The sequence below is a fragment of the Streptomyces sp. NPDC003248 genome (assembly GCF_055563235.1).
Map to the genome: position 1 here is coordinate 32,831 of NZ_JBVHDT010000025.1, position 21,958 is coordinate 54,788.

General features: G+C 70.0%; 25 protein-coding genes. 16 read left to right on the top strand and 9 right to left on the bottom strand.

The window, feature by feature from the left end; all coding sequences use genetic code 11:
• The first annotated feature begins 1 nt into the window (after nucleotide 1).
• A complete protein-coding gene (rdgB, locus tag ACZ3KJ_RS34300) occupies nucleotides 2-607 on the top strand; it encodes an RdgB/HAM1 family non-canonical purine NTP pyrophosphatase (protein WP_355284179.1) in 606 nt (201 codons plus the stop codon).
• Nucleotides 608-671: 64 nt separating this feature from the next.
• On the opposite strand, the gene ACZ3KJ_RS34305 is transcribed toward rdgB, so the two are convergent.
• From ACZ3KJ_RS34305 to ACZ3KJ_RS34320, 4 genes are read right to left on the bottom strand one after another with little or no spacing between them, the layout of a single operon-like run.
• A complete protein-coding gene (locus ACZ3KJ_RS34305; protein ID WP_355284176.1) occupies nucleotides 672-1,040 on the bottom strand; it encodes a DUF3817 domain-containing protein in 369 nt (122 codons plus the stop codon).
• Nucleotides 1,037-1,468, bottom strand: coding sequence for a transcriptional regulator (locus ACZ3KJ_RS34310; RefSeq protein ID WP_355284173.1), 432 nt, complete (start codon nucleotides 1,466-1,468; stop codon nucleotides 1,037-1,039). Before ACZ3KJ_RS34310 ends, ACZ3KJ_RS34305 begins: the two co-directional genes overlap by 4 nt.
• Nucleotides 1,469-1,519: 51 nt before the next feature.
• Nucleotides 1,520-2,395, bottom strand: coding sequence for an oxidoreductase (locus ACZ3KJ_RS34315; RefSeq protein ID WP_355284170.1), 876 nt, complete (start codon nucleotides 2,393-2,395; stop codon nucleotides 1,520-1,522).
• A gap of 39 nt (nucleotides 2,396-2,434) precedes the next feature.
• The gene (locus ACZ3KJ_RS34320) at nucleotides 2,435-3,355 is read right to left on the bottom strand and encodes a sigma-70 family RNA polymerase sigma factor (protein WP_355284168.1); all 921 of its coding nucleotides are present in this window, start codon (nucleotides 3,353-3,355) and stop codon (nucleotides 2,435-2,437) included.
• Nucleotides 3,356-3,484: 129 nt separating this feature from the next.
• On the opposite strand from ACZ3KJ_RS34320, the gene ACZ3KJ_RS34325 reads away from it, so the two are divergent.
• The 5 genes from ACZ3KJ_RS34325 (at nucleotide 3,485) to ACZ3KJ_RS34345 (ending at nucleotide 8,872) form a co-directional block, all read left to right on the top strand.
• Entirely contained in the window at nucleotides 3,485-4,117 is a 633-nt protein-coding gene (locus ACZ3KJ_RS34325; RefSeq protein WP_355284165.1) for a TetR/AcrR family transcriptional regulator, read from the top strand.
• A 106-nt stretch (nucleotides 4,118-4,223) separates the two neighbouring features.
• A complete protein-coding gene (locus tag ACZ3KJ_RS34330; RefSeq protein WP_467532779.1) occupies nucleotides 4,224-6,215 on the top strand; it encodes an MDR family MFS transporter in 1,992 nt (663 codons plus the stop codon).
• A gap of 82 nt (nucleotides 6,216-6,297) precedes the next feature.
• Nucleotides 6,298-6,939, top strand: a complete 642-nt coding sequence (locus ACZ3KJ_RS34335) for a PadR family transcriptional regulator (protein WP_355284159.1) — start codon at nucleotides 6,298-6,300, stop codon at nucleotides 6,937-6,939.
• Between the two features lie 161 nt (nucleotides 6,940-7,100).
• A complete protein-coding gene (locus ACZ3KJ_RS34340; protein WP_355284156.1) occupies nucleotides 7,101-8,312 on the top strand; it encodes an FAD-dependent oxidoreductase in 1,212 nt (403 codons plus the stop codon).
• Between the two features lie 89 nt (nucleotides 8,313-8,401).
• Nucleotides 8,402-8,872 carry a DUF2231 domain-containing protein gene (locus ACZ3KJ_RS34345; protein ID WP_355284154.1) on the top strand — a complete coding sequence of 157 codons (471 nt, stop codon included), beginning with the start codon at nucleotides 8,402-8,404 and terminating at the stop codon, nucleotides 8,870-8,872.
• 25 nt (nucleotides 8,873-8,897) lie between these two features.
• On the opposite strand, the gene ACZ3KJ_RS34350 is transcribed toward ACZ3KJ_RS34345, so the two are convergent.
• Nucleotides 8,898-9,704: a helix-turn-helix domain-containing protein gene (locus tag ACZ3KJ_RS34350; RefSeq protein ID WP_355284152.1), complete on the bottom strand. Its 807-nt coding sequence runs from the start codon at nucleotides 9,702-9,704 to the stop codon at nucleotides 8,898-8,900.
• Between the two features lie 133 nt (nucleotides 9,705-9,837).
• Here ACZ3KJ_RS34350 and ACZ3KJ_RS34355 point away from each other — a divergent pair, with 133 nt between their 5' ends.
• Nucleotides 9,838-10,263 carry a hypothetical protein gene (locus ACZ3KJ_RS34355; RefSeq protein WP_355284149.1) on the top strand — a complete coding sequence of 142 codons (426 nt, stop codon included), beginning with the start codon at nucleotides 9,838-9,840 and terminating at the stop codon, nucleotides 10,261-10,263.
• Between the two features lie 10 nt (nucleotides 10,264-10,273).
• On the opposite strand, the gene ACZ3KJ_RS34360 is transcribed toward ACZ3KJ_RS34355, so the two are convergent.
• Genes ACZ3KJ_RS34360 through ACZ3KJ_RS34370 form a run of 3 tightly spaced genes read right to left on the bottom strand, consistent with a single transcriptional unit; the run spans nucleotide 10,274 to nucleotide 12,082 of the window.
• The gene (locus ACZ3KJ_RS34360) at nucleotides 10,274-11,011 is read right to left on the bottom strand and encodes a phosphatase PAP2 family protein (RefSeq protein ID WP_355284147.1); all 738 of its coding nucleotides are present in this window, start codon (nucleotides 11,009-11,011) and stop codon (nucleotides 10,274-10,276) included.
• A 25-nt stretch (nucleotides 11,012-11,036) separates the two neighbouring features.
• Nucleotides 11,037-11,261: a hypothetical protein gene (locus ACZ3KJ_RS34365; protein WP_355284144.1), complete on the bottom strand. Its 225-nt coding sequence runs from the start codon at nucleotides 11,259-11,261 to the stop codon at nucleotides 11,037-11,039.
• Nucleotides 11,262-11,296: 35 nt separating this feature from the next.
• Nucleotides 11,297-12,082, bottom strand: a complete 786-nt coding sequence (locus ACZ3KJ_RS34370; RefSeq protein WP_355284142.1) for an HNH endonuclease family protein — start codon at nucleotides 12,080-12,082, stop codon at nucleotides 11,297-11,299.
• A 201-nt stretch (nucleotides 12,083-12,283) separates the two neighbouring features.
• Here ACZ3KJ_RS34370 and ACZ3KJ_RS34375 point away from each other — a divergent pair, with 201 nt between their 5' ends.
• Both ACZ3KJ_RS34375 and ACZ3KJ_RS34380 read left to right on the top strand, forming a co-directional pair.
• Entirely contained in the window at nucleotides 12,284-13,207 is a 924-nt protein-coding gene (locus ACZ3KJ_RS34375; protein WP_355284139.1) for a haloalkane dehalogenase, read from the top strand.
• Between the two features lie 17 nt (nucleotides 13,208-13,224).
• Nucleotides 13,225-14,058, top strand: a complete 834-nt coding sequence (locus tag ACZ3KJ_RS34380) for an RNA polymerase sigma factor (protein ID WP_355284136.1) — start codon at nucleotides 13,225-13,227, stop codon at nucleotides 14,056-14,058.
• Nucleotides 14,059-14,063: 5 nt separating this feature from the next.
• Here the strand turns inward: ACZ3KJ_RS34380 and ACZ3KJ_RS34385 are convergent, their stop codons facing one another.
• On the bottom strand, nucleotides 14,064-14,720 hold the full coding sequence (locus tag ACZ3KJ_RS34385) for a phosphate signaling complex PhoU family protein (RefSeq protein ID WP_355284133.1): 657 nt from the start codon (nucleotides 14,718-14,720) through the stop codon (nucleotides 14,064-14,066).
• Between the two features lie 95 nt (nucleotides 14,721-14,815).
• Between ACZ3KJ_RS34385 and ACZ3KJ_RS34390 the strand changes: the two genes are divergently transcribed.
• The 7 genes from ACZ3KJ_RS34390 (at nucleotide 14,816) to ACZ3KJ_RS34420 (ending at nucleotide 21,948) form a co-directional block, all read left to right on the top strand.
• Nucleotides 14,816-15,916, top strand: a complete 1,101-nt coding sequence (locus ACZ3KJ_RS34390) for a calcium:cation antiporter (RefSeq protein WP_387163766.1) — start codon at nucleotides 14,816-14,818, stop codon at nucleotides 15,914-15,916.
• A 197-nt stretch (nucleotides 15,917-16,113) separates the two neighbouring features.
• The gene (locus tag ACZ3KJ_RS34395) at nucleotides 16,114-16,959 is read left to right on the top strand and encodes an MlaE family ABC transporter permease (protein WP_355284127.1); all 846 of its coding nucleotides are present in this window, start codon (nucleotides 16,114-16,116) and stop codon (nucleotides 16,957-16,959) included.
• Nucleotides 16,959-17,825, top strand: coding sequence for an MlaE family ABC transporter permease (locus tag ACZ3KJ_RS34400; protein ID WP_355284124.1), 867 nt, complete (start codon nucleotides 16,959-16,961; stop codon nucleotides 17,823-17,825). Before ACZ3KJ_RS34395 ends, ACZ3KJ_RS34400 begins: the two co-directional genes overlap by 1 nt.
• Before the next feature lie 4 nt (nucleotides 17,826-17,829).
• Nucleotides 17,830-18,861 carry an MlaD family protein gene (locus ACZ3KJ_RS34405; RefSeq protein ID WP_355284121.1) on the top strand — a complete coding sequence of 344 codons (1,032 nt, stop codon included), beginning with the start codon at nucleotides 17,830-17,832 and terminating at the stop codon, nucleotides 18,859-18,861.
• On the top strand, nucleotides 18,861-19,865 hold the full coding sequence (locus ACZ3KJ_RS34410; protein ID WP_355284119.1) for an MlaD family protein: 1,005 nt from the start codon (nucleotides 18,861-18,863) through the stop codon (nucleotides 19,863-19,865). The genes ACZ3KJ_RS34405 and ACZ3KJ_RS34410 overlap by 1 nt, the downstream gene beginning before the upstream one ends.
• Nucleotides 19,853-20,860 carry an MlaD family protein gene (locus ACZ3KJ_RS34415; protein WP_355284116.1) on the top strand — a complete coding sequence of 336 codons (1,008 nt, stop codon included), beginning with the start codon at nucleotides 19,853-19,855 and terminating at the stop codon, nucleotides 20,858-20,860. The genes ACZ3KJ_RS34410 and ACZ3KJ_RS34415 overlap by 13 nt, the downstream gene beginning before the upstream one ends.
• Nucleotides 20,860-21,948, top strand: a complete 1,089-nt coding sequence (locus tag ACZ3KJ_RS34420) for an MlaD family protein (protein WP_355284113.1) — start codon at nucleotides 20,860-20,862, stop codon at nucleotides 21,946-21,948. The genes ACZ3KJ_RS34415 and ACZ3KJ_RS34420 overlap by 1 nt, the downstream gene beginning before the upstream one ends.
• The last annotated feature ends 10 nt before the right edge of the window (nucleotides 21,949-21,958 follow it).

Consider the following 21,958-nt stretch of genomic DNA (forward strand, 5'->3'; position numbering starts at 1 on the left):
CGTGGCCGTGCGTGTGCTGGTCGCCAGCCGGAATGCCAAGAAGCTGAAGGAACTGCGCCGGATCCTCGACGAGGCGGGCGTGGCCGGGATCGAACTGGTGAGCCTGAACGAGGTGCCGCCCTACGAGGAGGCGCCCGAGATCGGCGCCACCTTCGAGGAGAACGCCGTCGCCAAGGCGCGCGACGGGGCCGTGGCCACCGGATTGCCGTGTGTGGCCGATGATTCCGGGATCGAGGTGGACGCGCTCAACGGCATGCCCGGCGTGCTCTCGGCGCGCTGGTCGGGTCGCCACGGCGACGACACCGCCAACAACACCCTGCTGCTCGGTCAGCTCGGCGACGTGCCCGACGAGCGCCGCGGCGCACGGTTCGTCTCCACCTGCGCGCTCGTGCTGCCCGACGGCACCGAGACCGTGGTGCGCGGCGAATGGCCGGGCACCATCGCCCGGAAGCCGGTGGGCGAGGGCGGTTTCGGCTACGACCCGCTGTTCCTGCCCGAGGGCGGCACCGGCAGCGCCGCGGAACTGACCCCGGCCGAGAAGGACGCGGTCTCGCACCGTGGCCGGGCCCTCACCCAGCTCCTGCCCGCACTGGCCGCCCTGGCCTGAGCCGAAACGACAGCGCCGCCGCCCCGGATACCGGGTGCGGCGGCGCTGTCGTCGTTTCCGGGACTCAGAGTCCGTATTGCTGCTGGACGTCCTTGGCGTTGCGGTGCTCGACGAAGAACGACAGCAGCGGGATGGTGCCGGCGATCAGGGTGCCGACGGTGCGGCCGATCGGCCAGCGCACCTTCACCGCGAGGTCGGCGGTGACGAGCAGGTAGGCGAAGTACACCCAGCCGTGCACGACGGCGATCCAGCTAGGGGTGTCGACGTCGAAGCCGTACTTGGCGATCATCTCGCCGGTGAGCAGCAGCAGCCACAGACCGGTGACCCAGGCCAGCACCCGGTAGCGCTGCAGCGCCGAGCGGATCTTGGCGGTGTCACCCGCCGGGGCGGCCTTGTCGAGCGACGGTGCGGTCGTGTTCTCGTCGGTGGTCACCCGGCGTTCCTCTCAGGGGCGTGCAGACCGGCCGAGCGGACCTGCGCATCGATGTCGCTGGCGTGCAGTCCCGCCAGGTACTGGTTGTAGGCGACCGTCTCCGGGTCGTCGGCGGGGGCGGCCTTCGGTCGTTCGGGCAGGATCCCGGCGGGGATCTCGCGCGGTGCCTCGGCCTTCGCCGCGCGCGGTGCCGTGTCCGGTTCCTCGGCCTCGCGCTCGAGGCGGACGAACCGGACGTAGGCGAACACCGCGAACGCGGCGAACAGCGGCCACTGCAGGGCGTAGCCGAGGTTCTGGCCGGTTCCGGAGGCCGATTCGAACCGCTCCCACTGCCACCAGGCCAGCGCGAGGCAGCCCAGCGCGACGACGATGACCAGCGCGATCAGGGCCGGTCGATTGTGCGCCGGGCGGGGAGATGAAGCGGACACGCGCTCCACGGTACCCGCCTACTACAGGCGGCGTAGGAGCAGGTCACCGGCTCAGAACTTGTAGGTGATCCCGGTCATCCGCTCGGATTCCTCCCACAGCCTGCGCAGCAGTTCCGGATTGCGCGAGATGGCGCTGGACGGGCACGCCTCGACCGGTCCCTGGGACTGCATCCACCTGTTGGGGCCCCAGTAGACCGTGGGGTCGGCGTCGGGTTCGGTGGCCGCGAACAGGCTGGAGTGGGCGGCCTTGGCCGGCGGGTGGCCGATGAGCTTGATGAACGGCTTGCTGACCCGGTCGAGCGGGGTCTCGGTGCGGGCGAACAGGTCGGTCGCGGAGACGCCGGGGTGCACGGCGTAGGACTTCTTGGCCGAGCCCGCCTCGGTGAGCCTGCGCTGCAGTTCGCGGCCGAACATCAGGTTGGCCAGCTTGGCTTGGGCGTAAGCGAGGTTGCGCTGGTAGCGGCGGTGGTCGTAGTTGAGGTCGTCGATCCAGAGTTTCGGGGTCTGCTTGTGGGCGATGCTGGCCAGGGTGACGACGCGGTCGGTGATGCGGTCCAGCAGCAGGCCGGTGAGGGCGAAGTGGCCGAGGTGGTTGACGCCGAACTGGGTCTCGAAGCCGTCGGCGGTGCGCGAGAACGGGATGTTCATCAGGCCCGCGTTGTTGATCAGGACGTCGAACTCGCCCTGCTGTTCGGCGAAGGCGCGCACGGAGGCCAGGTCGGCGAGGTCGAGCGCGGCGACGCGGACGTCACCGGGGATGGCGTCGGCGATCGGCTGGGCCTTGGCGGCGTTGCGGCAGGCCATGATCACCGTGGCGCCCTTGCCGGCCAGTACTTTGGTGGTTTCGGCACCGAGGCCGCCGTTGGCCCCGGTGATCACGAAGGTGCGGCCGGTCTGGTCCGCGATGTCAGTGGGTTTCCATGCCATGGGCCGACCTTACTCCGGAGTAAGATCGGAGGGAAGTGGTCAGCCGAGCAGCCCGGCCAGCGTACCGGCGCAGGCGGGCCTGCGGAGCTTGGTCAGCGCCTTCGCCTCGATCTGCCTGGCCCGTTCCCGGGAGACGCCGAGCGCCGATCCCACCTCCTCCAGCGAGCGTGCCTCGCCGCGATCGAGGCCGAAGCGCAGCCGGATGACGGCCGACTCGCGCTCGGTGAGGACCGCGAGGACTGCCTCGACGTACCCGGGCAGCAGCCGCTCGGCCACCACATCCGCGGGTGCGGGCGCGGTGTCGGGCAGCAGGGTGCCCAGTTCGGTGCCCTCGCCGACCGGCGCGTGCAGCGACACCGGCTCCGGCTCGTGCCGCAGCACCGCCTCGACCTGGGCGACGGTGAGTTCGGCGGCCGCGGCCAGTTCCTCGACGGTGGCCGCGCGGCTGAGCCGCTGGGTCAGCTCGCGGCGCACCCGGATCACCCGGTGCAGAACGTCGGCGACGTTGGACGGCAGCCGGATCGTGCGGCCCTGATCGGTGAGCGCGCGCCCGATCGACTGGCGGATCCAGTACGTCGCGTAGGTCGAGAGCTTGAGGCCGCGCGTGTGGTCGAACTTCTCCACCGCGCGGATCAGGCCGAGGGTGCCCTCCTGGATCAGGTCGAGCAGTGCCATCCCGGTGTTGGTCGGGAACCGGCGCGCGATGGAGACGACCAGGCGCAGGTTCGCCCGCACCATCCGGTCCTTCGCGCGCAGGCCGTCGAGTTCGGTCCGGCGCAGCTGTTCGCGCCGCGCGGCGGTGAGCTCGATGCCCGCCGCGGCGTTCTCATCGAGCTCGGTGCGCGCCGCCACGCCCGCGGCGATGCGGGCGCCGAGCGCGTACTCCTCCTCGGCGGTGAGCAGGGGAGTGCGGGCGATGGCGGTCAGGTAGTCGCGGACGGAATCGGTGGTGACGGTCAAGGAGAGCTCCGTTCGATGCGGCGAAAGCGTGACTGGCCGGGTGTTCGGTGGGGCGACGAACACAAACTTAGAACGGACCTAAAAATATGTCAAGCACAATTTTGGGTTGACTTCAGTTATGCTTCGACCATGACGACGCAGCAGGGGCTCCGGGCCAGGAAGAAGCAGCAGACCAGGGAGCAGATCTCGGACCGGGCGACCGAGCTGTTCCTCGCGCGCGGCTTCGACAAGGTGACGATCGCCGATGTCGCCGCGGCCGCCGATGTCGCCAAGATGACGGTCACCAACTACTTCCCGCGCAAGGAGGACCTCGCGCTGGACCTGGGCGAGGTGTTCGTCGGGCAGCTGGCCGCCGTCGTCCGTGACCGCGCGTCGGGGCAATCGGCGCTGGCCGCGTTGCGCGGTGACTACCTGGCCGCGGTGGCCGCGCAGTCCCAGATGATCGGGTTCAGTGGCGAACCGTTCGCGCGGATGATCACCGACAGCCCGGCGCTGGTGGCACGCCTGCGCGAGTTCCACGACGAGCGGCAGCTCGCGCTGGCGCGGGTCCTGGGCGAGGTCACCGGCGCGGCGGCCGACGACATCACCCCGCGCGTCGCCGCGGCCCAGCTCGTCGGCGTCCAGCGGGTGCTGTTCGAGGAGATCCTGCGCCGCACGCTCGACGGCCAGTCCGGCGACGAGATCGCCTCCGCCATGGCCGAATACGCGCGGATCGCGTTCGACGCGCTCGAGCCGGGCCTGGGCGGGTACGCCGTCCGCTGACGTATCGGTCCGATTGCTGCCGTGTCACTGAGACACCGTGCGCGGTCGGAAAGCCCATACTGAGGCCATGTCGGATGGTGTTGCTGTAGACGAGCCCGTCGAGCCGATGAGCAAGACCAAGATCAATCTCATTTTCACGACGGTCGTGCTCGGCATGCTCATGGCCGCGCTCGATCAGACCATCGTGTCGGCGGCGCTGCCCTCGATCGTCGCCGATCTCGGCAGCGCGGGGCACATGGCCTGGGTGGTGACGGCGTATCTGCTCGCCGAGGCCGTCGCGACCGTGCTCGCGGGCAAACTCGGCGACCTGTTCGGCCGCAAACTGCTGTTCCAGATCAGCGGCGTCATCTTCATCGCGGGCTCGGCGCTGGCGGGCATGGCGCCCGGCATGGGCGTGCTCATCCTGGCCCGTGGTATCCAGGGCGTCGGTGCCGGCGGGCTGATGGTGACCTCGATGGCGCTGATCGCCGACACCATCCCGTTGCGCGAACGCGGCAAGTATCAGGGCGCGCTCGGCGCGGTGTTCGGCATCACCACGGTGATCGGCCCGACGCTGGGCGGGCTGTTCACCGATCACGCGAGCTGGCGCTGGTGCTTCTACGTCAATGTGCCGCTGGCGATCATCATGGTGGCGATGGCGGCGCGCACGCTGCCGCATCTGCGCGCGGTCGCGCGGCCGGTGATCGACTACCTCGGCATCGGGCTGGTCGCGCTCGGCGTCTCGGCGCTGATCCTCGGTCTGGAGTTCGGCGGCAACGAATATCCGTGGGCCTCGTGGCAGATCATCGGGCTGTTCGTGCTGGCGGCCGTGCTGCTGACCGCGTTCGTGATGGTGGAGAAGCGGGCGGTGGCGCCGATGCTGCCGATGCGGTTGTTCAACAGCCGGGTGTTCACGGTGTCGTCGGTGCTCAGCTTCATCGTCGGGTTCGCGATGCTCGGCTCGATGACGTATCTGCCCGCCTACCTGCAATACGTCGACGGCGCGACGGCGACGATCTCGGGGGTGCGGACGCTGCCGCTGGTCGTCGGCCTGTTCGTCGCCTCGGTCTTCTCCGGCCAGGTGGTCGGGCGCACCGGGCAGTACCGGTACTTCCCGATCGTCGGCATGGCGGTGATGGTCCTCGGCCTGTGGTTTATGTCGACGATGGGCCGCCAGACCAGCGTCTGGCTGGAATCGCTGTACATGCTGATCCTCGGCGCCGGGCTCGGCCTGTCCATGCAGGTGCTCACCATCGTCGTGCAGAACACCGTGCCCTACGCCGACCTCGGTACCGCCACCTCGGGCGTGACCTTCTTCCGCACGCTGGGCAGCGCGTTCGGTACCGCGGTCTTCGGCACGCTCTACAACAACCACAGCAAGACCGCGCTGGCCGAGGCGATCCAGCAGACCCCCGGCCTCACCCCGGAGGTGATCGCGAATCCGAAACTGCTGCGGGAGCTGCCGCTCGAGCAGACCGCGCCGATCATCGACGCCTACGCCGATTCGATCGACTACGTCTTCCGCTGGGTGGTCCCGGTCGCGGTGCTCGGATTCGTCGTAGCCTGGTTCCTGCCGCAGGTCCGGCTGCGCGACAGCGCCAGGCACGGCGCGGGCGATATCGGCGAGGGCTTCTCGGTGCCGGACTCCGACGACCGGGTGGTGCAGCTGGAACGCGCGGTCGCGGCGACCGTGCGCAAGGCCAGGGCGCAGAAGCCGATCATCCCCGAGCTCATCGCGGCGGCGGGCAGCTCGCTGGAACCGGATACCGCCTGGGCGCTCGGGCAGGTGTACCTGTACGACAAGCAGGGCCTGTCGCCCAGGGTGCACGGCATCGCCTTCCGGCACCGGCTGCCGGTGGAGGTGCTCTCGCCGGTGTTCCGGCAGGCCGTCGACGACGGTCTGCTGCTCGACGACGGCGGCACGCTGGCCCTGACCGAGCAGGGCACCCGCGAGGTCGACCGATTGCGGGCGGGGTGGCGGCGCTGGCTCGGCGACCGGCTCGACGACTGGAACTACCAGGACCCGGCCGATCGCGCGCTGCTCGACGAGGCGCTGTCGAACATCGCGGGCAAGCTGCTCGACCAGGGCGCCGACAGCGCCGAGGTAGCCAAGGTCTGAGCCGATTCGTCCAGTCGGCTGGACAGTCCTTGCCCGCCGAATACTCGTCGACGTATATTCGTAGACGAGTAAGGAGGTGCGCATGGCCACGAAGCGCAAGGTGAACAACCTGCTGGCGCTCGCCGTGCTGTCGGTGATCGTGCAACGGCCGATGCACCGCTACGAGATCGCCGCCACCCTGCGAGCCCATGGCAAAGACAAGGACATGGACATCAAGTGGGGTTCGCTCTACACGGTCGTCCAGAACATGGCCAAGGCCGGATTCCTGGAAGTCGTCGGCAGCGAACGCGACGGCGCCCGCCCCGAGCGCGTGATCTACCGGATCACCGACGCGGGCCGCGCCGAGATGGCCGACTGGACCAGGGAACTGCTCGCCTCGCCCGAGCCCGAACACCACCGGTTCACCGCCGGGCTGTCGATCCTGGCCGTGCTCCCGCCCGACGAGGTGGTCGAGCTGCTCGGCCTGCGGATCGACGCGCTCGAGCGGTCCGTCGACCGCGCGAAGGCCGAACTCGCCGACCTGGCGGGCACCCTGCCCCGGTTGTTCCTCGTGGAGACCGAATTCGGGGTGGCGATGCTGGAAGCCGAGGCGCGCTGGGCGCGTTCGCTGCGCGACGAACTGCGCGACGGCACCTTCGACGGCCTCGAGATGTGGCGGCAGTGGCATGCCGAGGGCATGCCCGCCGACCGGATTCCGGAATTCGGCGAAGGGGGGACCGGCTAGCTCTCGCCCAGAAAAGACCCCGGACCCGGTGGTGTGCGGCAACACCCCACCGAGTCCGAGAAACCGTCCCGACACCGTGTTCACACATACGCGCACCCGGCTACGAGGCTGGCTACCACAGGATAGCCCGGGTGACGCGGACTCAGATCTGGAGATCACTCATGTCCAACACCCGTTCCGCCTTGGTCATCGGCGGTGGCATCGCCGGACCCGTCGCCGCCACCGCCCTGCTCCGGGCAGGCATCGACGCCCACGTCTACGAGGCCTATTCCGGGCCGTCCGAGGGCATCGGCTCCGGGCTCGCCCTCGCTCCCAACGGGGTCGCGGCCCTCGACCTCATCGGCGCGGACGATGCCGTCCGCGCGATCGCGCTGCCCGTGCGCGGCATGCGGCTGGCCGTCGGCGGCCGCGAACACGTCCTGCCGGTGCTGGCCGATCAGCCGCCGTTGCAGGTCGTGGACCGCGGTGAACTGCACCGCGCGCTGCACGATCACGCGGTCGCCGCGGGCGTGCCGTTCAGCTACGACAAGCGGCTGGTGCGCGTCGACGAGCACGCCGACGGCGTGACCGCGCACTTCACCGACGGCTCCACCGCGTCGGCCGACATCCTGGTCGGCGCCGACGGTATCCGGTCCACCGTCCGCACCCTGATCGATCCGGCCGCGCCCGGACCCGACTACACGGGCATGCTCGGCTTCGGCGCGCTGGTCGACTGCGACCAGGACCTGCCCGCCGACACCATGGTGTTCGCCTTCGGCGCCAAGGCCTACTACCTGTACTGGCAGCACGCCGACGGCCGCGTCGTGTGGGGCGCGAATCTGCCCAGCGAGCGGTACTACTCGCTGACCGAGGCCCGCGCGGTCCCGGCCGAGCACTGGCTGCGCGTGCTGCGCGAGACCTACGCGCCCGACACCCCGGGTGGGGAGTTCGCGCGCCGCACGACCGCCGAGAACCTGGAGATCACCGGGGCGCTGCACATCATGCCGCCGGTGCCGCACTGGTATCGCGACCGGATGGTGCTGGTTGGTGACTCCGTGCACGCGCCGTCCAACAGCTCGGGGCAGGGCGCGTCGCTGGCCATCGAGAGCGCCGTGCAGCTGGCCCGCTGCCTGCGCGACATCGAGGCGCCCACCGCGGCCTTCGCGGCCTACGAGCGGTTGCGCCGGTCCAGGGTGGAGGGCATCGCGGCGCGCGCGGCGAAGGTCAACCACAGCAAGACGCCGGGCCCGTTCGCCCGCAGGATCATGAACGCGATGATGCCGCTGATGGTCAAGACGGTGATGAACCCGGAGAAGACGATGGGCGCCGAACGCCGCTACCGCATCGACTGGGACGCCCCGGTCCAGCGGGAACTCGCCACGATCGGGTCCTGATCCGCGCACGCCCCCGGCCGGTATTCGCCGACCGGGGGCGTTCGCGCGCGCATACTGGGACGACAGACTCTGGTTGCCAGGAGACGCTCGTGTCGACGATCAACGGACTGCCCGCCCACATCCTGCTGGTGCACCTGCTCGTGGTGCTCGTCCCGCTGACCGCGCTGCTGCTGATCCTGGCGGCGCTCTGGCCCGCGGCCCGCCGCGTCCTGGTATGGCCGACCGCGGCACTGGCGGTGCTCACCGTGGCCCTCACCCCGGTGACGGTGAGCGCGGGGCGCTGGCTGGCACAGCGGGTCGGCAGCACGCCCGCCATCCAGACCCACATCGATCTGGGCGGCACGCTGCTGTATTTCGTGATCCCGCTGCTGGTGGTCGCGGCCCTGCTCGTCGGGGTGCACCTGGCCGAGCGCGCGGGCAGACGGCTCACGCGCGGGGTGGTCGCGGTGGTGGCCGTGCTCGCGGTGGCGGCGGGGGTGGCCGCGACCGTGCAGGTCGTCCGGGTCGGTGACTCGGGCGCCCGGGCCACCTGGGGGCCGCTGGTGTCCGCGACGGGCTGACCCGGCACCCGGAAATAGCCGATTCCTATCGACCGGCGGGTCGGCGCCGCGCCGCGCGCAGGGTCAGGATGCGCGCGGACTCCGCGTCGGCGGGCAGGAACGCCTCGAGGTGGAGTTCGGCGATGGTGACGTCGGTCGCGGTGGCGAACGAGGTGAGGGTGGTGATCAGGCGCAGGTCGCCGTCGTCGGTACGCAGGTGCAGGGGCACGGCGAAGCCGACATGGTCGGGACCAGGGGCCACCGGGGGCAGATAGCCGGACAGTTCCGTGATCAGCGCGTCGACGGCGGGATCGGGCGTGTGGGCGGCCCGGCTGCGCAGCGAGTCGATGATGTGCCTGCCCCATTCGGGCAGGTTGCGCACGCGCGGCGCGACGCCGTCCGGGTGCAGAGCCAGGCGCAGCACATTCATCGGCGCGCGCAGCAGGTGATCGGCCACGCCGTCGGTGAACAGGTCGAACGCGGCATTGGCGGTGACCAGCTCCCCGCGCGGCCGGGCGACCAGCGCCGGATACGGCAGATGCCCGTCGAGGACGGCGGTGAGCGCTTCCCGCACCGGCGCCAATTCCGGTGCGGCCAGATCGCTTTCGGGAAACACCGGCGCGAATCCCGCCGCCAGCAGGAGATTGTTGCGATCGCGCAGGGGCAGGTCCAGCGATTCGGCCAGCCGTACCACCATCGTGCGGCCGGGCTGGGACCGGCCCTGTTCGAGGAAGCTCAGGTAGCGCTGACTCGTCTCGGCGCGAATCGCCAGGTCGAGCTGACTGACCCGGCGCAGGGTGCGCCAGTGCCGCAACTGCGGGCCGAAGGCGGTGGTGGTCAGCGCGGTCGTCATGGGTGCGAGTCAACCGCGTGTGCGCGCCCCGCGCCATTCCCGGCAGGGAATGAGGCGCGGTGCGCGACCGTGCGCCGCCGTCATTCCCCGCGGGGAATCGCGCGGCGGCGGAGGTCTCGCCAGAGTTGTCGCCATGAGCAGCAACGACATCGCCACCCGCTACGTGGCCCTCTGGAACGAAGCCGACCCCACCGTCCGCCGCACCCTGATCGAGGACCTCTTCGCCGTCGACGGCGCGCAGTACCTGGTCGATCCGCCCGCCGAGGCCCGCGCGGCCGCGGCCGACCTCGCGATCGCGGCGCCGCCGCTCGCGGTGCACGGCCACGACGCGCTCGACCGCCGGGTCACCCGCGCCTACGAGATGTTCCTGGCCGACGGCGAATTCGTCTTCGCGGCGGCGGGCCCCGCCGTCGAACTCCCAGCGGGCACCGTCGGCGTCGCCTGGACGATGAACCGCCGCGACGACGGCACACCCCAGGGCGGCGGCTTCGACCTGCTCGCCCTCGACAGCGACGGCCGCGTGGTCACCGACCACCAGTTCATCGAGGGGTCGCGATGAACGCCCCTCGCTACCTGCGTTCGGGCGCGGCGTCGGGCACCGCGGTGGTGACGGTGGGCTGATCGGTGGGGGAGCGGTGCAGCAGACAGAACACGGTGACGCACAGGACCAGCCAGGCCAGCCCGAACAGCCAGCCGGCCAGCACATCGGTGCACCAGTGCACGCCCAGATAGATCCGCGACAGCCCGACCGCGATCGGGAACAGCACCGCGACCACCGTCGCCACCCAGCGGACCCAGCGCCTGCGCACCGTCGGGATCACGGTGATCGCGACGATGCCGACCACGACCGTCGTGCCGAGCGTGTGCCCGGACGGATACGACAGGCTCGGTTCGGCGACCAGGCGGGTGACCTCCGGCGGCCGGTGCCTGCCGACCAGCTGTTTGATCACCACCACCAGGACCCCGGCGCCCACCGAGGTGACGGCGACCAGCACGGCGGTCGCCCACTCGCGCCGCCAGGCGAACCAGGCGACCGTGACGGCCGCCAGGATGGTCATCGACTGGGTGTCGCCCAGGTCGGTGATCACCCGGGCGATCGAGGTCAGTGGTTCGCCGCGGTGCGCGATCATCCACTCCAGCACGCGTGGATCGATCCGAATGATCCCCGCGTCGTTGTTGACCTGCCAGGTGAGCACGGCCAGCAGCACGGCGGCGGTCACGAGCAGTGCCGCGGCCAGCGGTGGCCGTCGGCCCAGGACCGACCAGGCGAGGTCGTCGGGCGGGGGTCGGCGGGAGGCGATCGGCATAGCTACCAGATTGCCAGCTCCGGCCTCATGCTTCGAAGACGACCGTGTTCCCCGTCACGTCGCGGGTGCCCGCGACCTTCTTGATCGCCTTCACCAGGTCGGCGACGGTGTCCCACACGCGTGGGGGTTCGCAGTCGATGTTGCCGATGGTGTACCAGGTATCGGTACCGCGGTAGCGGACGAGGCCCTTGCCCGCGTCGTCGAGCATGACGTCGAGCTCGCCGGACACCGTCCCTTCCTCTTCGGTCATGACGGCGCTCTCGGCGGTGATCTCGATCGTCTCGCTTATTTGAACTCTCCTCGGCGGAGGCAGTCGTCGACTGCGGTGCGCAACGCGGTGTGCTCGGCGGTATCAACGGTCAGGGCGTACTTTATCTTGACCTTGACGTAATGCTCGATATAGACGCACCGGAAATTGCCGGGCGGCAGGTAGTTCGCCGGGTCCTGATCACCCTTGGAGCGGTTGGCCGAGGGATCGGCGGCGACCAGGTTCATCGAGTCGTTGGCGATGCGGCGGCGGGTGTCCTCGTCGCGGTCGGCGGCGCCGGACCGCCACGCCTCGGCCAGCGCCACGATGTGCTCGGCGTCGACCTTGGCCGGGTCGGTGATGAACTTGTACGGCCCGAGCTCGCCGGTCTTCTTGTCCACGAAGCCGTAGTGGTCCTGCCAGCCGGCGCCCGCGGGGATCGTCAGCTCACAGGTCTTCGGGTCGAGGGTGACCTTGCCGGTCGCGTCGCGCAGCATCATCACGTCGCGGCTGGTGCACTTGGTGTACTGCGCCAGGTCGCCGCCGAAGCCGTGTTCGGGCTTGTTGGTGTCCCAGTGCGGGAACTTCTCCCTGGTGTAGCCCGTCATCGGGCCTTCCTTGGCGACAACGAGTTTGCCGACCAGATCGCCGATCTCCTTGCCCGACACCGTCGCCGCGCTCGCCGGACCGGGCCCCGGCGCGGTGGGACTCACCTTGTCCAGCATCGAGTTGGCCACGGTGAGCACGACGCCGACGATCACCGCCGCGGCCAGCGCCAGCAGCGCCTTGCCCAGCGGAGAGCTGCTGATCGATGACCATTTCATGCCCGTACCACCCACATGCCTTCGTCGAAAATGAACCGGCACAACCTAACGGCCGCACCGGGTGTCGTATCCGATTGTCGGCTATGACGTTCGGCACAGGGCACCGCAAAGGAATTGCGGCTCAATAGCGTTCGCCTATCGAGGGTGGTGACCTGCGGTGGAGTGCCGTAAACCCGGAGTGACGCACGTCACGGTGAATCCGTGTCGGCGGCGGCCGGTTCCGCGCGTCCAACCGGGGGAAGGATCATTCAGCGAAAGGAACCGGCCATGCCGACCGTCGACGTCATCGACTCGTTCATCTCCTACAGCGACGCGGGTGCCGACACCCGACCCGTCGTCTTCCTGCACGGCAACCCCACCAGCTCCTACCTGTGGCGCGACGTGCTGCCGGTGGTCCGCGAACACGCCCGCTGCCTGGCCCCCGACCTGATCGGGATGGGCGCCTCCGGCAAACCCGAGATCGCCTACCGCCTCGACGATCACGCCCGCTACCTCGACGCCTGGTTCGACGCGCTCGACCTGACCGATCCGATCCTGGTCGGCCACGACTGGGGCGGCACCCTGGCCATGGACTTCGCCGCTCGGCATCCCGGCCGGGTCGCCGGGATCGCGGTGATCGAGACCTTCCTGCGCCCGCTGCGCTGGTCGGACCTGCCCGCCCGCTCGGCCGAGATGTTCCGGCTGTTCCGGTCGCCCGCGGGCGAACAGGCGGTGCTCGCGGAGAACAAGTTCATCGAATACAACCTGCCGACCCTGGTCCCCGCGCTCACCGAGGCCGACCTCGACGCCTATCGCGCGCCCTATCCCACTCCGGCCTCGCGGGCGCCGATGCTGGCCTGGGCCAGGGAGTTCCCGCTCGACGGCGAGCCCGCCGACGTCGTGGCCAGGGTGGACGCCTACGGCGCGTGGATGGCGGCGAGCGCGGGCGTGCCCAAGCTGCTGATGACGGTCGAACCCGCCGTCGGACTCGGCGGTGCCGAGGTGATCGCCTGGGCGGCGGCCACCTTCGCCGACCTCGAGGTGGAATCGGTGGGGCGGGGCTCGCACCACGCGCCGGAGGACCAGCCGGTGGCGATCGCGAAATCCGTTGCGGGCTGGCTGGATCGGCACGGGCTACTGGCGTGACCGGCGACAATGTCGGCATGGAGACCGACGAGGCCGCACTGGTCGCCCGCGCCGTCGCGGGCGACCGGGCGGCGTTGGGCGAGGTGATCGCGCACCTGCAGGATCCCCTGTACCGCCTGGCACTGCGGATGACCGGCCGTCCCGCCGACGCCGAGGACGCGGTGCAGGAGATCTTGATCCGGGTGGTCACGCGGTTGTCGACCTGGCGCGGCGAGGCCGCCCTGCGCACCTGGGCCTATCGGGTCGGGGCGAACTATCTGATCTCCCAGCACCGGCGTTCGGCACTCGAGCGCGACCGGGTCGGCCTCGACGAGTTCGGCGCGAGTCTGCTCGACGGGCTGGCCACCGAGGACTATCGCGGACCCGAGGCCACCCTGCTCGCCGAGGAGGTCCGGCTCAGCTGCACCCAGGCGGTCCTGCAATGCCTGAGCCGGGACGAGCGGATCGCCTTCGTCCTCGGTGAGGTGTTCGGCCTCTCGGTGGCCGAGGCGGCCTGGGTGCTCGACATCACCCCGGCCGCGTACCAGAAGCGCTGGGAGCGGGCCAAACAGCGGCTCGGCGCCTTCCTGCGCAGCGCGTGCGGGCTGGCGAATCCGGCGGCGCCGTGCCGGTGCGCGCGGCGGGTGACCCGCGCGGGGGAGCTCGGGCGGATCGATCCCGCGCGCCCGGTCTACACGAAACACGCGGTGCGGCCGGGTGGCCGGACGGTCGCGGAGGCGGCGGCGCAGCTGCGTGACCTGCGGGACGCGGCGGCGGTGCTGACCGCGCACCCGGATTACGCGGCACCGAGGGAGAAGATCGCGGCGATCACCGGATTGCTCGGCTCTGGCCGGTTTCCGCTGCTCGACTGAGCGGATCAGTCGGGCAGGGTGCCGGTCTCCGGCGGAATCCCGGTGTCCAGGAAGCGGATCAGGCGGGCGATGCGGGCGGCGTGGTCGACGCAGCGCTGGAACTGGCTGCCCAGCAACGCCAGATCGATCGCCGGGCCGGTGCCGACACCGATCTCCGCCGTGGTCAGCACCGTGCGCAGCTGCCCGCAGCGGGTCTCCATGGTGGCGGCCGCGGTGCCGTCGTCCTCGGTGAAGCGGCCGGTCGCGACCGACGCGCTCACCCGCGCAACGCTTTCCGCGGCGAGCATGCCCATCGCCACCAGCTCGGCGACGACCGGCTCCGGCGCGACGGCGCGCGGATGCGCGCGGTACACGTACTGGCCGGCGGTCTCGGTGCGCCTGCCGATCCGCGAGAGTTCCCCGGCGATCTGGATCGCGGTCACCACGTGTCGTAGGTCGCGGGCGACCGGCGCCTGCAACGCGAGCAGGGCCATGGTGCGGCTCTCGCAGGCGGCGAACATCTGCTGGAGCTGCTCGTCGAGCGCGAAGACCTCGTAGGCGGCGGTCAGGTCGGCGCCTGCCAGCGCCTCGGTGACTCGCTCGGTCGCATCATGGGCCAAGCGCGACATCAGGGTGAGATCGTTGGACAGGGCAACGAGCTCGAGGGTGAACTGGGTCCGCACGGGCTGAATTGTTCCCCATCGAGGCGGTCCCGGGGAATCCATCGGCGGATCTTTCGCGGCCGCGTATCCCGGCGCACTCCGGCGCGGCTGGAACGATGGAGGCCATGATTGCCGCGTTGACGACCAGATGGACCCTCTTAGTCCCGATACTCGCCGCGCTCGTACTCGCCGTCACCTGGGGGCGCGACGTGCCTGGACTCGTGGTGGCGCTGGTCAGCGCCGCGCTGGTCGGCGCGGTACTGGCCGCGGTCTATCACGCGGAGGTGGTCGCCCATCGGGTCGGCGAACCGTTCGGCTCGCTCGTGCTGGCCGTGGCCGTCACCGTGATCGAGGTGGCGCTGATCGTGACGATGATGATCTCCGGTGGCGACAAGGCGGCCTCGCTGGCCCGCGATACCGTCTTCGCCGCGGTGATGATCACCTGTAACGGCATCTTCGGCCTGGTCCTGCTCGTCGGCGCGCTGCGCAGGCGGGTCGCGGTGTTCAACTCCGAGGGCACCGGTGCCGCGCTGGCCACCGTCGCCACCCTGGCGACGCTGAGCCTGGTGCTGCCGACCTTCACCACCAGCAAGCCGGGCCCGGAGTTCTCGCCCGCGCAGCTGGCCTTCGCCGCGGTCGCCTCGCTGGCGCTGTATCTGCTGTTCGTGATGGTGCAGACGGTGCGCCACCCCGACGACTTCCTCCCGGTGGAGGACGGCGGCGCGGTCGACGACGCCGATATCCACGACCACTCGCCGTCCAACCGGGCGGCGCTGATCAGTCTGGGCATGCTGGTGCTCGCGCTGGTCTGTGTGGTCGGCCTGGCCAAGGTGGTCTCGCCCGCGCTGGAGGCGGGCGTCGCCTCGGCCGGGTTGCCGCAGTCGGCGGTCGGCGTGGTGATCGCGATGCTGGTGCTGCTGCCGGAGACGCTGGCCGCGGTCAACTCCGCGCGCCGCAACCAGGTGCAGATCGGCCTGAACCTGGCGCTCGGCTCGGCCATGGCCAGCATCGGCCTCACCATTCCGGTGATCGCCCTGGCGACGATCTGGCTGAGCGGGCCGCTGGTGCTCGGCCTCGGCGCCACCCAGATGGTGTTGCTCGCGCTGACCGTCGTGGTGAGCACGCTGACCATCGTTCCCGGCCGCGCGACCCTCCTGCACAGTGGCGTTCACCTGGCGTTGTTCGCCGCTTTTGTGTTCCTGGCCGCAAGTCCGTAGCTGAAGTGTTGCGGATCACAGGGGGTGGTGATCTGTCATTGAAACCGCGAAAAAGCGACGAGGGTCACCACCCCGAAATTTTGTTGTGACGCAGAGTACCGGCTAGCTTGCTGGAGTTGGCACCACGCCGAAGCCAGAGAGTGCGGTATGAAAATCACCATGCTCCGCGCTTCGCGAGCGGGCCGGGGGCATCGCTGATGTCCACCGATCTGCATTCCGCGAAGCCGGATTCCGCCACCCAGATCGTCCGCAAGAACTTCACCGACACGGTCGTGTCGTCGTTGCGGACCTTCGGGCGCGCGGTCGACCTCGCGCAGGAGTCGGTCACCGGCACCGTCGCCGATATCGCCCGCGGACATTTCCAGTGGCGCGAGACCCTCGTCCAGGCCTGGCGGCTGATCACGGTCACCGCGATCCCCGCGATCCTGATGGCCATCCCGTTCGGCGTGATCGTCTCGATCCAGGTCGGCAACCTGATCCACAGCCTGGGCGCCGACTCCATGCTCGGCGCGACCGGCGGTCTCGGCGTCATCAAGCAGGGCGCGCCCATCGCCACCGGCTTCCTGCTCGGCGGCGCGGGCGCGGCCGCGATCGCCGCCGACCTCGGCGCGCGCACCATCCGCGAGGAGATCGACGCGCTCAACACCATGGGCATCAGCCCGGTGCACCGGCTCGTCATCCCGCGCATGATGGCGATGCTCATCGTCGCGCCGATGCTCAACGTGCTGATCATCTTCGTCGGCGTGCTCGCCGGGTACGCGGTCGCCGTCGGCGGCCAGGGCGTGACCCCGGGCAGCTACTGGTCGACCTTCGGTTCCTTCGCCACCGCCGGTGACGTGTGGGTGTCGCTGCTCAAGGCGCTGATCTTCGGCTTCCTGGTCGTCGTCATCTCCTGCCAGCGCGGGCTGGAGGCCAAGGGCGGTCCGCGCGGTGTCGCCGACGCGGTGAACGCGGCCGTGGTGCTCTCGGTGGTCTCGATCGCGATCGTGAACCTGCTGGCCACCCAGATCAGCGCCATGTTCCTGCCGACGAAGCTGGCGTGATGGCTGCCTCCTCCTATATCCCCACCTCCCTGCACTGGCTGCGCAAGCCGGCCCGGCTCGGCAAGCGGATCGGCTCGGCGGGCGAATCGCTCGGCTTCGTCGCGGTGTTCGTCTGGCAGGTGCTGTCCTCGGTGCCGCTGACGCTGCGCCGCTACCGGGACGAGACGCTGCGCGCGGTCACCGACATGACCTGGGGTCGCGGGTCGATCATCGTCGGCGGCGGCACCGTCCCGATGATGATCGTGCTCGGCCTGGTGATGGGCGCCTCGGTCGGCGTCGAATCCTTCGCCTCGCTCGACATGCTCGGCATGGGCCCGGTGACCGGCGTGATCTCGGCCTACGCCACCACCCGCGAGCTGGCCCCGATCGCGGCGGCCATCGGCTTCGCCGCCCAGGCGGGCTGCCGGATCACCGCCGAGATCGGCTCGATGCGCATCTCCGAGGAGATCGACGCGATCGAGGCGCTGGGCCTGCGCTCGGTGCCGTTCGTGGTGACCACCCGCGTCATCGCGGGCGCGATCGCCATCGTGCCGACCTTCCTGATCGCGCTGATCCTGTCCTACGGCGCCTGCCGCGGGCTGCTCACGATGGTCTACGGCCAGTCGGCCGGCGTCTACGACCACTACTTCTTCCAGTTCATCTCCGGGTTCGACATGATCGCCGCCGTCATCAAGGTGGCCGTGTTCGGCACGGTGGTGATCCTGGTGCACAGCTACTTCGGGTTCTTCGCCACCGGCGGCCCCGAGGGCGTCGGCATCGCCTCCGGTCGCGCGGTGCGCGCCAGCTCGGTGGCCATCGTCGCCATCGACATGGTGCTGTCGATCGTGCTCTGGGGCTTCAACTCGGCGATCAGTTTTACGGGGTGAGCTAGTGCCTAACTACGGAATGCCCGGCGTCGCCGCCGATCGGCGCACCGCGCGGCTGACCGGCGCGATCATCCTCGGCCTCATCGCCGCGGTCGTGCTCGCCACGGTCTGCTACCGCACGCTGAGGACCGAAGACGGCCTGCGGATCGCGCTGCACACCGAACACCTCGGTGACGGCATCAGCGCGGGCAGCCAGGTCCGCATCGACGGCGTCACCGTCGGCGAGGTCGCCGAGGTGACCCCCGGCGAGCGCGGCACCCAGCGGATCTCGCTGCTGCTCGACGCCGACCGCCTGCACGGCATCGACGACAGTCTCGCCGTCGACTACGCCCCGACCAACCTGTTCGGCATCGCCGAGCTGGAGCTGCGCCGCGGCACCGGCGGCGCGCCGCTGCGCGCGGGCACGGTGCTCGACCTGACCGGGGCCAACTCCGGCCGGGTCTACGACGCGACGATGAGCGCGATCCTGCGCAGCCTCTCGCAGGTCGGCATGACGGTGACCAGCCCGCAGATGGCCACGGTCATCTCCCAGCTGGCCGCCGACTTCAAGGCCTTCACCCCGCTGGTCCAGGCGCTGATCACGATGGCGAAGACCATCGCCGACAACCAGGACGTGTCGCCCTCGGAGCTGTTCGGCAAGCTCGGCCCCGCCTTCGACGGCGGCGGCCAGTTCGCCGGCGCCACCATGCAGGTGATCGACAAGCTCAGCGACATCAAGGTGACCCAGGTCGACAAGGACCGCTACGACATCGGCGTCGGCGTGATCGGCGGCAGCATCCTGCCCGCCCTGACCACCACGCTCACCACCGCGGGCGGCCACTTCGCCGAGACCACCGACATGCTCGCGCCGATGCTGTTCGCGCTGGCCCAGATGTCGCCGAACGCGCGGCAGACCGGCGCCGACCTGCAGGCCCTGCTGACCAACCTGCGCGGCGCCATGCCGGACGGCCCGAACGGCCCGGTGCTCAACCTCGACGTCGAGCTCAGCGGCGTGCCCGCCATCGCGGTGCCGCTGTTCGGAAAGGCCGGTGCGTGATGAAGATTCGCGGTGTCGCACTGCGACTCGGCGTGTTCTCGCTGGTCATGCTGGCCGTGCTCGGACTCGTCTTCACCCTGATCAAGCGCCCGGTCTCCGGTGACACCGAGGCCCACGACGCGCTGTTCACCGACGCCAACGGCCTCAAGGTCGGCAACGACGTGCGGATGTTCGGCGTGCAGGTCGGCAAGATCGAGAAGATCAGCCTCGAGGGCGACAAGGCCAAAGTCCACCTGACGGTCAAGACCGACACCCCGATCTACGACAACAGCAAGCTGGCCATCCGCTACCAGAACCTGACCGGCCAGCGCTACATCGACCTGCAGCAGGCGCCCAACCCGGGCACGCGGATCGCCGCCGACGCCCGGATCGGCGCGCACATGACCGTCCCGTCGTTCGACGTGACCAGCCTCTTCAGCGGCCTGAAGCCGGTGCTGGCGACGCTGTCGCCGGAGGCGATCAACCAGTTCACCGCGAGCATGCTCGCCGTCATCGAGGGTGACGGCAGCGGCCTCGGCCCCGCGCTGACCGCGATCGACCAGCTCGCGAGCTACGCCGAGGACCGCCAGCAGGTCATCGACACCCTGATCCGCAACCTGTCGACGCTGGGCGACCGGCACGGCGGCCGCGTCGGCTACCTGCTGCCGCTGCTGGCCCGGCTCACCGACATCTTCGAGGCGATGCAGCGCAATATCGGCGGTGTCGCGCAGTTCGCGGCCACCGCGCCGTCGGTGCTGGCCCCGGTCGACCGGCTGCTGGCCTCGCTCGGCCTGGTCGAGGGCGGCAGCGCCGAGGTCGACGCGATGATCCGCGGCCTGTTCCCCGACCCGCAGGAGGCGGTCGCGGTCTTCGGGCGGCTGCCCGGGCTGCTCGCCACGGTCGACGCGTCGCTGTCCCGCGATTTCGCCGACTTCACGCCGCACTGCAGCAACGGCGCCGCCCAGGTGCCCGCGCCGCTGCAGGTGCTGATCGCCGGACAGAAGGTGACGGTATGCAACGCCTGAAGTTCTTCGCCGGTGATCGCCCGATCCTGGACGAGGCGGGCAAGCGCGCCCGCGAACTGCGAATGGGCATCATCGGCCTGAGCCTGGTGGTGCTGTTCATGATCGGCGCCGCGGTGATCTACGTGGTGCCGCTGGGCAAGCACACCTACACCGCCGAGCTGAGCGAGGCGCAGTCCGTGCGCGAGGGCGACGACGTGCGCCTGGCCGGTATCTCGGTCGGCAGCGTCGTCTCGCTCGAGCTGAAACCGGACAAGGTGCTGATGGAGTTCACCGTCGACTCCGACGTCTTCGTCGGCGACCAGACCTCCCTCGACGTGCGCATGCTCACCGTCGTCGGCGGTCACTACGTCGCGCTCTACCCGGCCGGTTCACGACCGCTGGGTGAGCAGCCGATCCCCGCCGATCGAATCCGCCTGCCCTACAGCCTGATCGAGACCTTCCAGGACGCCACCACGCCGCTGGCCGCCGTCGACGGCGACACGGTGCGCAAGAACCTGGCCGCCGCCAACACCGCGATCGCGGCCTCCCCGGAGGCGCTGCGCTCGACCCTCGACACCGTCGGCAAGTACGTCGACATGCTCGACCGGCAGCGCTCGCAGGTGTCGAAGTCGATCGCCATCCTCGACGAATACATCTCCATGTACGACGGCGCCAAGTCCGACCTGGGCAGGCTGATGGACAACGTGAACCTGCTCGAGGACGTGCTGCTGAGCAAGAAGGCCGAACTGGCCGAGGCGGTCCGGCTGCTGGTCTCGGTGGTGAATCGGCTCGCCGGGCTCGCGCCCAGCTGGGATTCCACGCTGAAACCGCAGGCCCAGGCACTGGCCGACGCGCTGCCGCGCCTGCAGCAGCTCGAAGGCGGGTTCGAGCCGGTCCTGGGGACCGTGCACGACCTGCAGACCAAGCTGTCGCAGCTGGTGACCCCGGACGCGGGCGTCGTGGTCGACCAGTCCGGCGCGCGCGTCTGCGTGCCGCTGCCGGGGAAGGCGTGCTGATGCTGAAACGACTGCTCGGATCCCAGGCGTTCATGTCGATCGCCGGGGTCGGCGTGCTGGCGGTGCTGGTGATCGCCGGCTACTTCGTCACCTTCGATCCGCTGAAGAAGACCGAATCCTATTGCGCGCTCATGCCCGACGCGATCGGGCTGTACCCGGGCAACCACGTCACGATGCGCGGCATCGACGTCGGCGAGGTGACCGCGGTGCGCAACGAGGGCGCCAAGGTGCGCGTCGAGTTCGAGGTCGACGCCGACCATCCGGTCTACGCCGACGCCTCCGCGACCACCGTCGCGTATTCCGTTGCCGCCGACCGCAATCTGGCCGTGCTGACCAGCGGCAAGGACACCACGAAGTTCACCGGCGGCTGCATCACCAAGACGCTGACGCCCAAGTCCATCACCGAGACGCTGACCGCGCTGGCGAGCCTGTCCGAAGAGCTCTCCGGCGTCGAGGCCGGGCAGCCGAGCGCGCTCGTGGACGGGCTGTCCTCGCTGGACCGCGCGACCGAGGGCGTCGGCCCGACGGTCAACGAACTGGTGCACAAGCTCGGCTCGGCGATGAACAAGCCCGACGCCGACATCGGCCACCTGGCCGGTCTGTTCGACGCGTTCGCCTCGGTCTCGAACCGGGTCGCCGCCAACTGGGGTGACCTGCAATCGATGCTGGTCCGGCTGGCACCACTGCTCAACCAGGCCTCCGACGACCTGCTCGGCCCCGCGACCACGCTGTTCGACGGTCTGCGCGAGCTGCTGCCGATGCTCAACGACGTCACCACCATCCTCGGTGACCCGCTGATCGGCGCCCTCGACGGCGCCGTCCCGCTGGTGAAGTTGTTGCGCGCCAACGTCGGATCGCTGCGCGAGGTGGTGCTGAAGATGCCCGCGCTGACCTCGGCCTTCCAGAGCGCCGCGGGCGGCACCGCGATCACCTACGCCGCGCCGAAGGTGGCGCTGCCCGGCGGCGAGGCCGACCAGGTGTGCGCCGCGGTGAACGCGCTGCTCCCCGGGCAGTGCGCCGATCCGGCGCAGGGCCTGACCGATGTGAACCTCGTGCAGGTCGTGCTGGGAATGGCAGGTGCCCGATGAACTCGCGTAA

What these genes read in the sequence shown, in the direction of transcription:
- ACZ3KJ_RS34325 (WP_355284165.1), top strand. Translation starts at nt 3,485, where the DNA reads ATGACGACGCAGCAGGGGCTCCGGGCCAGGAAGAAGCAGCAGACCAGG.
- ACZ3KJ_RS34395 (WP_355284127.1), top strand. Translation starts at nt 16,114, where the DNA reads ATGTCCACCGATCTGCATTCCGCGAAGCCGGATTCCGCCACCCAGATC.
- ACZ3KJ_RS34350 (WP_355284152.1), bottom strand. Translation starts at nt 9,704, where the DNA reads ATGACGACCGCGCTGACCACCACCGCCTTCGGCCCGCAGTTGCGGCAC.
- ACZ3KJ_RS34340 (WP_355284156.1), top strand. Translation starts at nt 7,101, where the DNA reads ATGTCCAACACCCGTTCCGCCTTGGTCATCGGCGGTGGCATCGCCGGA.
- ACZ3KJ_RS34335 (WP_355284159.1), top strand. Translation starts at nt 6,298, where the DNA reads ATGGCCACGAAGCGCAAGGTGAACAACCTGCTGGCGCTCGCCGTGCTG.
- ACZ3KJ_RS34380 (WP_355284136.1), top strand. Translation starts at nt 13,225, where the DNA reads ATGGAGACCGACGAGGCCGCACTGGTCGCCCGCGCCGTCGCGGGCGAC.
- ACZ3KJ_RS34330 (WP_467532779.1), top strand. Translation starts at nt 4,224, where the DNA reads ATGAGCAAGACCAAGATCAATCTCATTTTCACGACGGTCGTGCTCGGC.
- ACZ3KJ_RS34415 (WP_355284116.1), top strand. Translation starts at nt 19,853, where the DNA reads ATGCAACGCCTGAAGTTCTTCGCCGGTGATCGCCCGATCCTGGACGAG.
- ACZ3KJ_RS34420 (WP_355284113.1), top strand. Translation starts at nt 20,860, where the DNA reads ATGCTGAAACGACTGCTCGGATCCCAGGCGTTCATGTCGATCGCCGGG.
- ACZ3KJ_RS34315 (WP_355284170.1), bottom strand. Translation starts at nt 2,395, where the DNA reads ATGGCATGGAAACCCACTGACATCGCGGACCAGACCGGCCGCACCTTC.
- ACZ3KJ_RS34400 (WP_355284124.1), top strand. Translation starts at nt 16,959, where the DNA reads ATGGCTGCCTCCTCCTATATCCCCACCTCCCTGCACTGGCTGCGCAAG.
- ACZ3KJ_RS34390 (WP_387163766.1), top strand. Translation starts at nt 14,816, where the DNA reads ATGGAGGCCATGATTGCCGCGTTGACGACCAGATGGACCCTCTTAGTC.
- ACZ3KJ_RS34370 (WP_355284142.1), bottom strand. Translation starts at nt 12,082, where the DNA reads ATGAAATGGTCATCGATCAGCAGCTCTCCGCTGGGCAAGGCGCTGCTG.
- ACZ3KJ_RS34355 (WP_355284149.1), top strand. Translation starts at nt 9,838, where the DNA reads ATGAGCAGCAACGACATCGCCACCCGCTACGTGGCCCTCTGGAACGAA.
- ACZ3KJ_RS34365 (WP_355284144.1), bottom strand. Translation starts at nt 11,261, where the DNA reads ATGACCGAAGAGGAAGGGACGGTGTCCGGCGAGCTCGACGTCATGCTC.
- ACZ3KJ_RS34410 (WP_355284119.1), top strand. Translation starts at nt 18,861, where the DNA reads ATGAAGATTCGCGGTGTCGCACTGCGACTCGGCGTGTTCTCGCTGGTC.
- ACZ3KJ_RS34360 (WP_355284147.1), bottom strand. Translation starts at nt 11,011, where the DNA reads ATGCCGATCGCCTCCCGCCGACCCCCGCCCGACGACCTCGCCTGGTCG.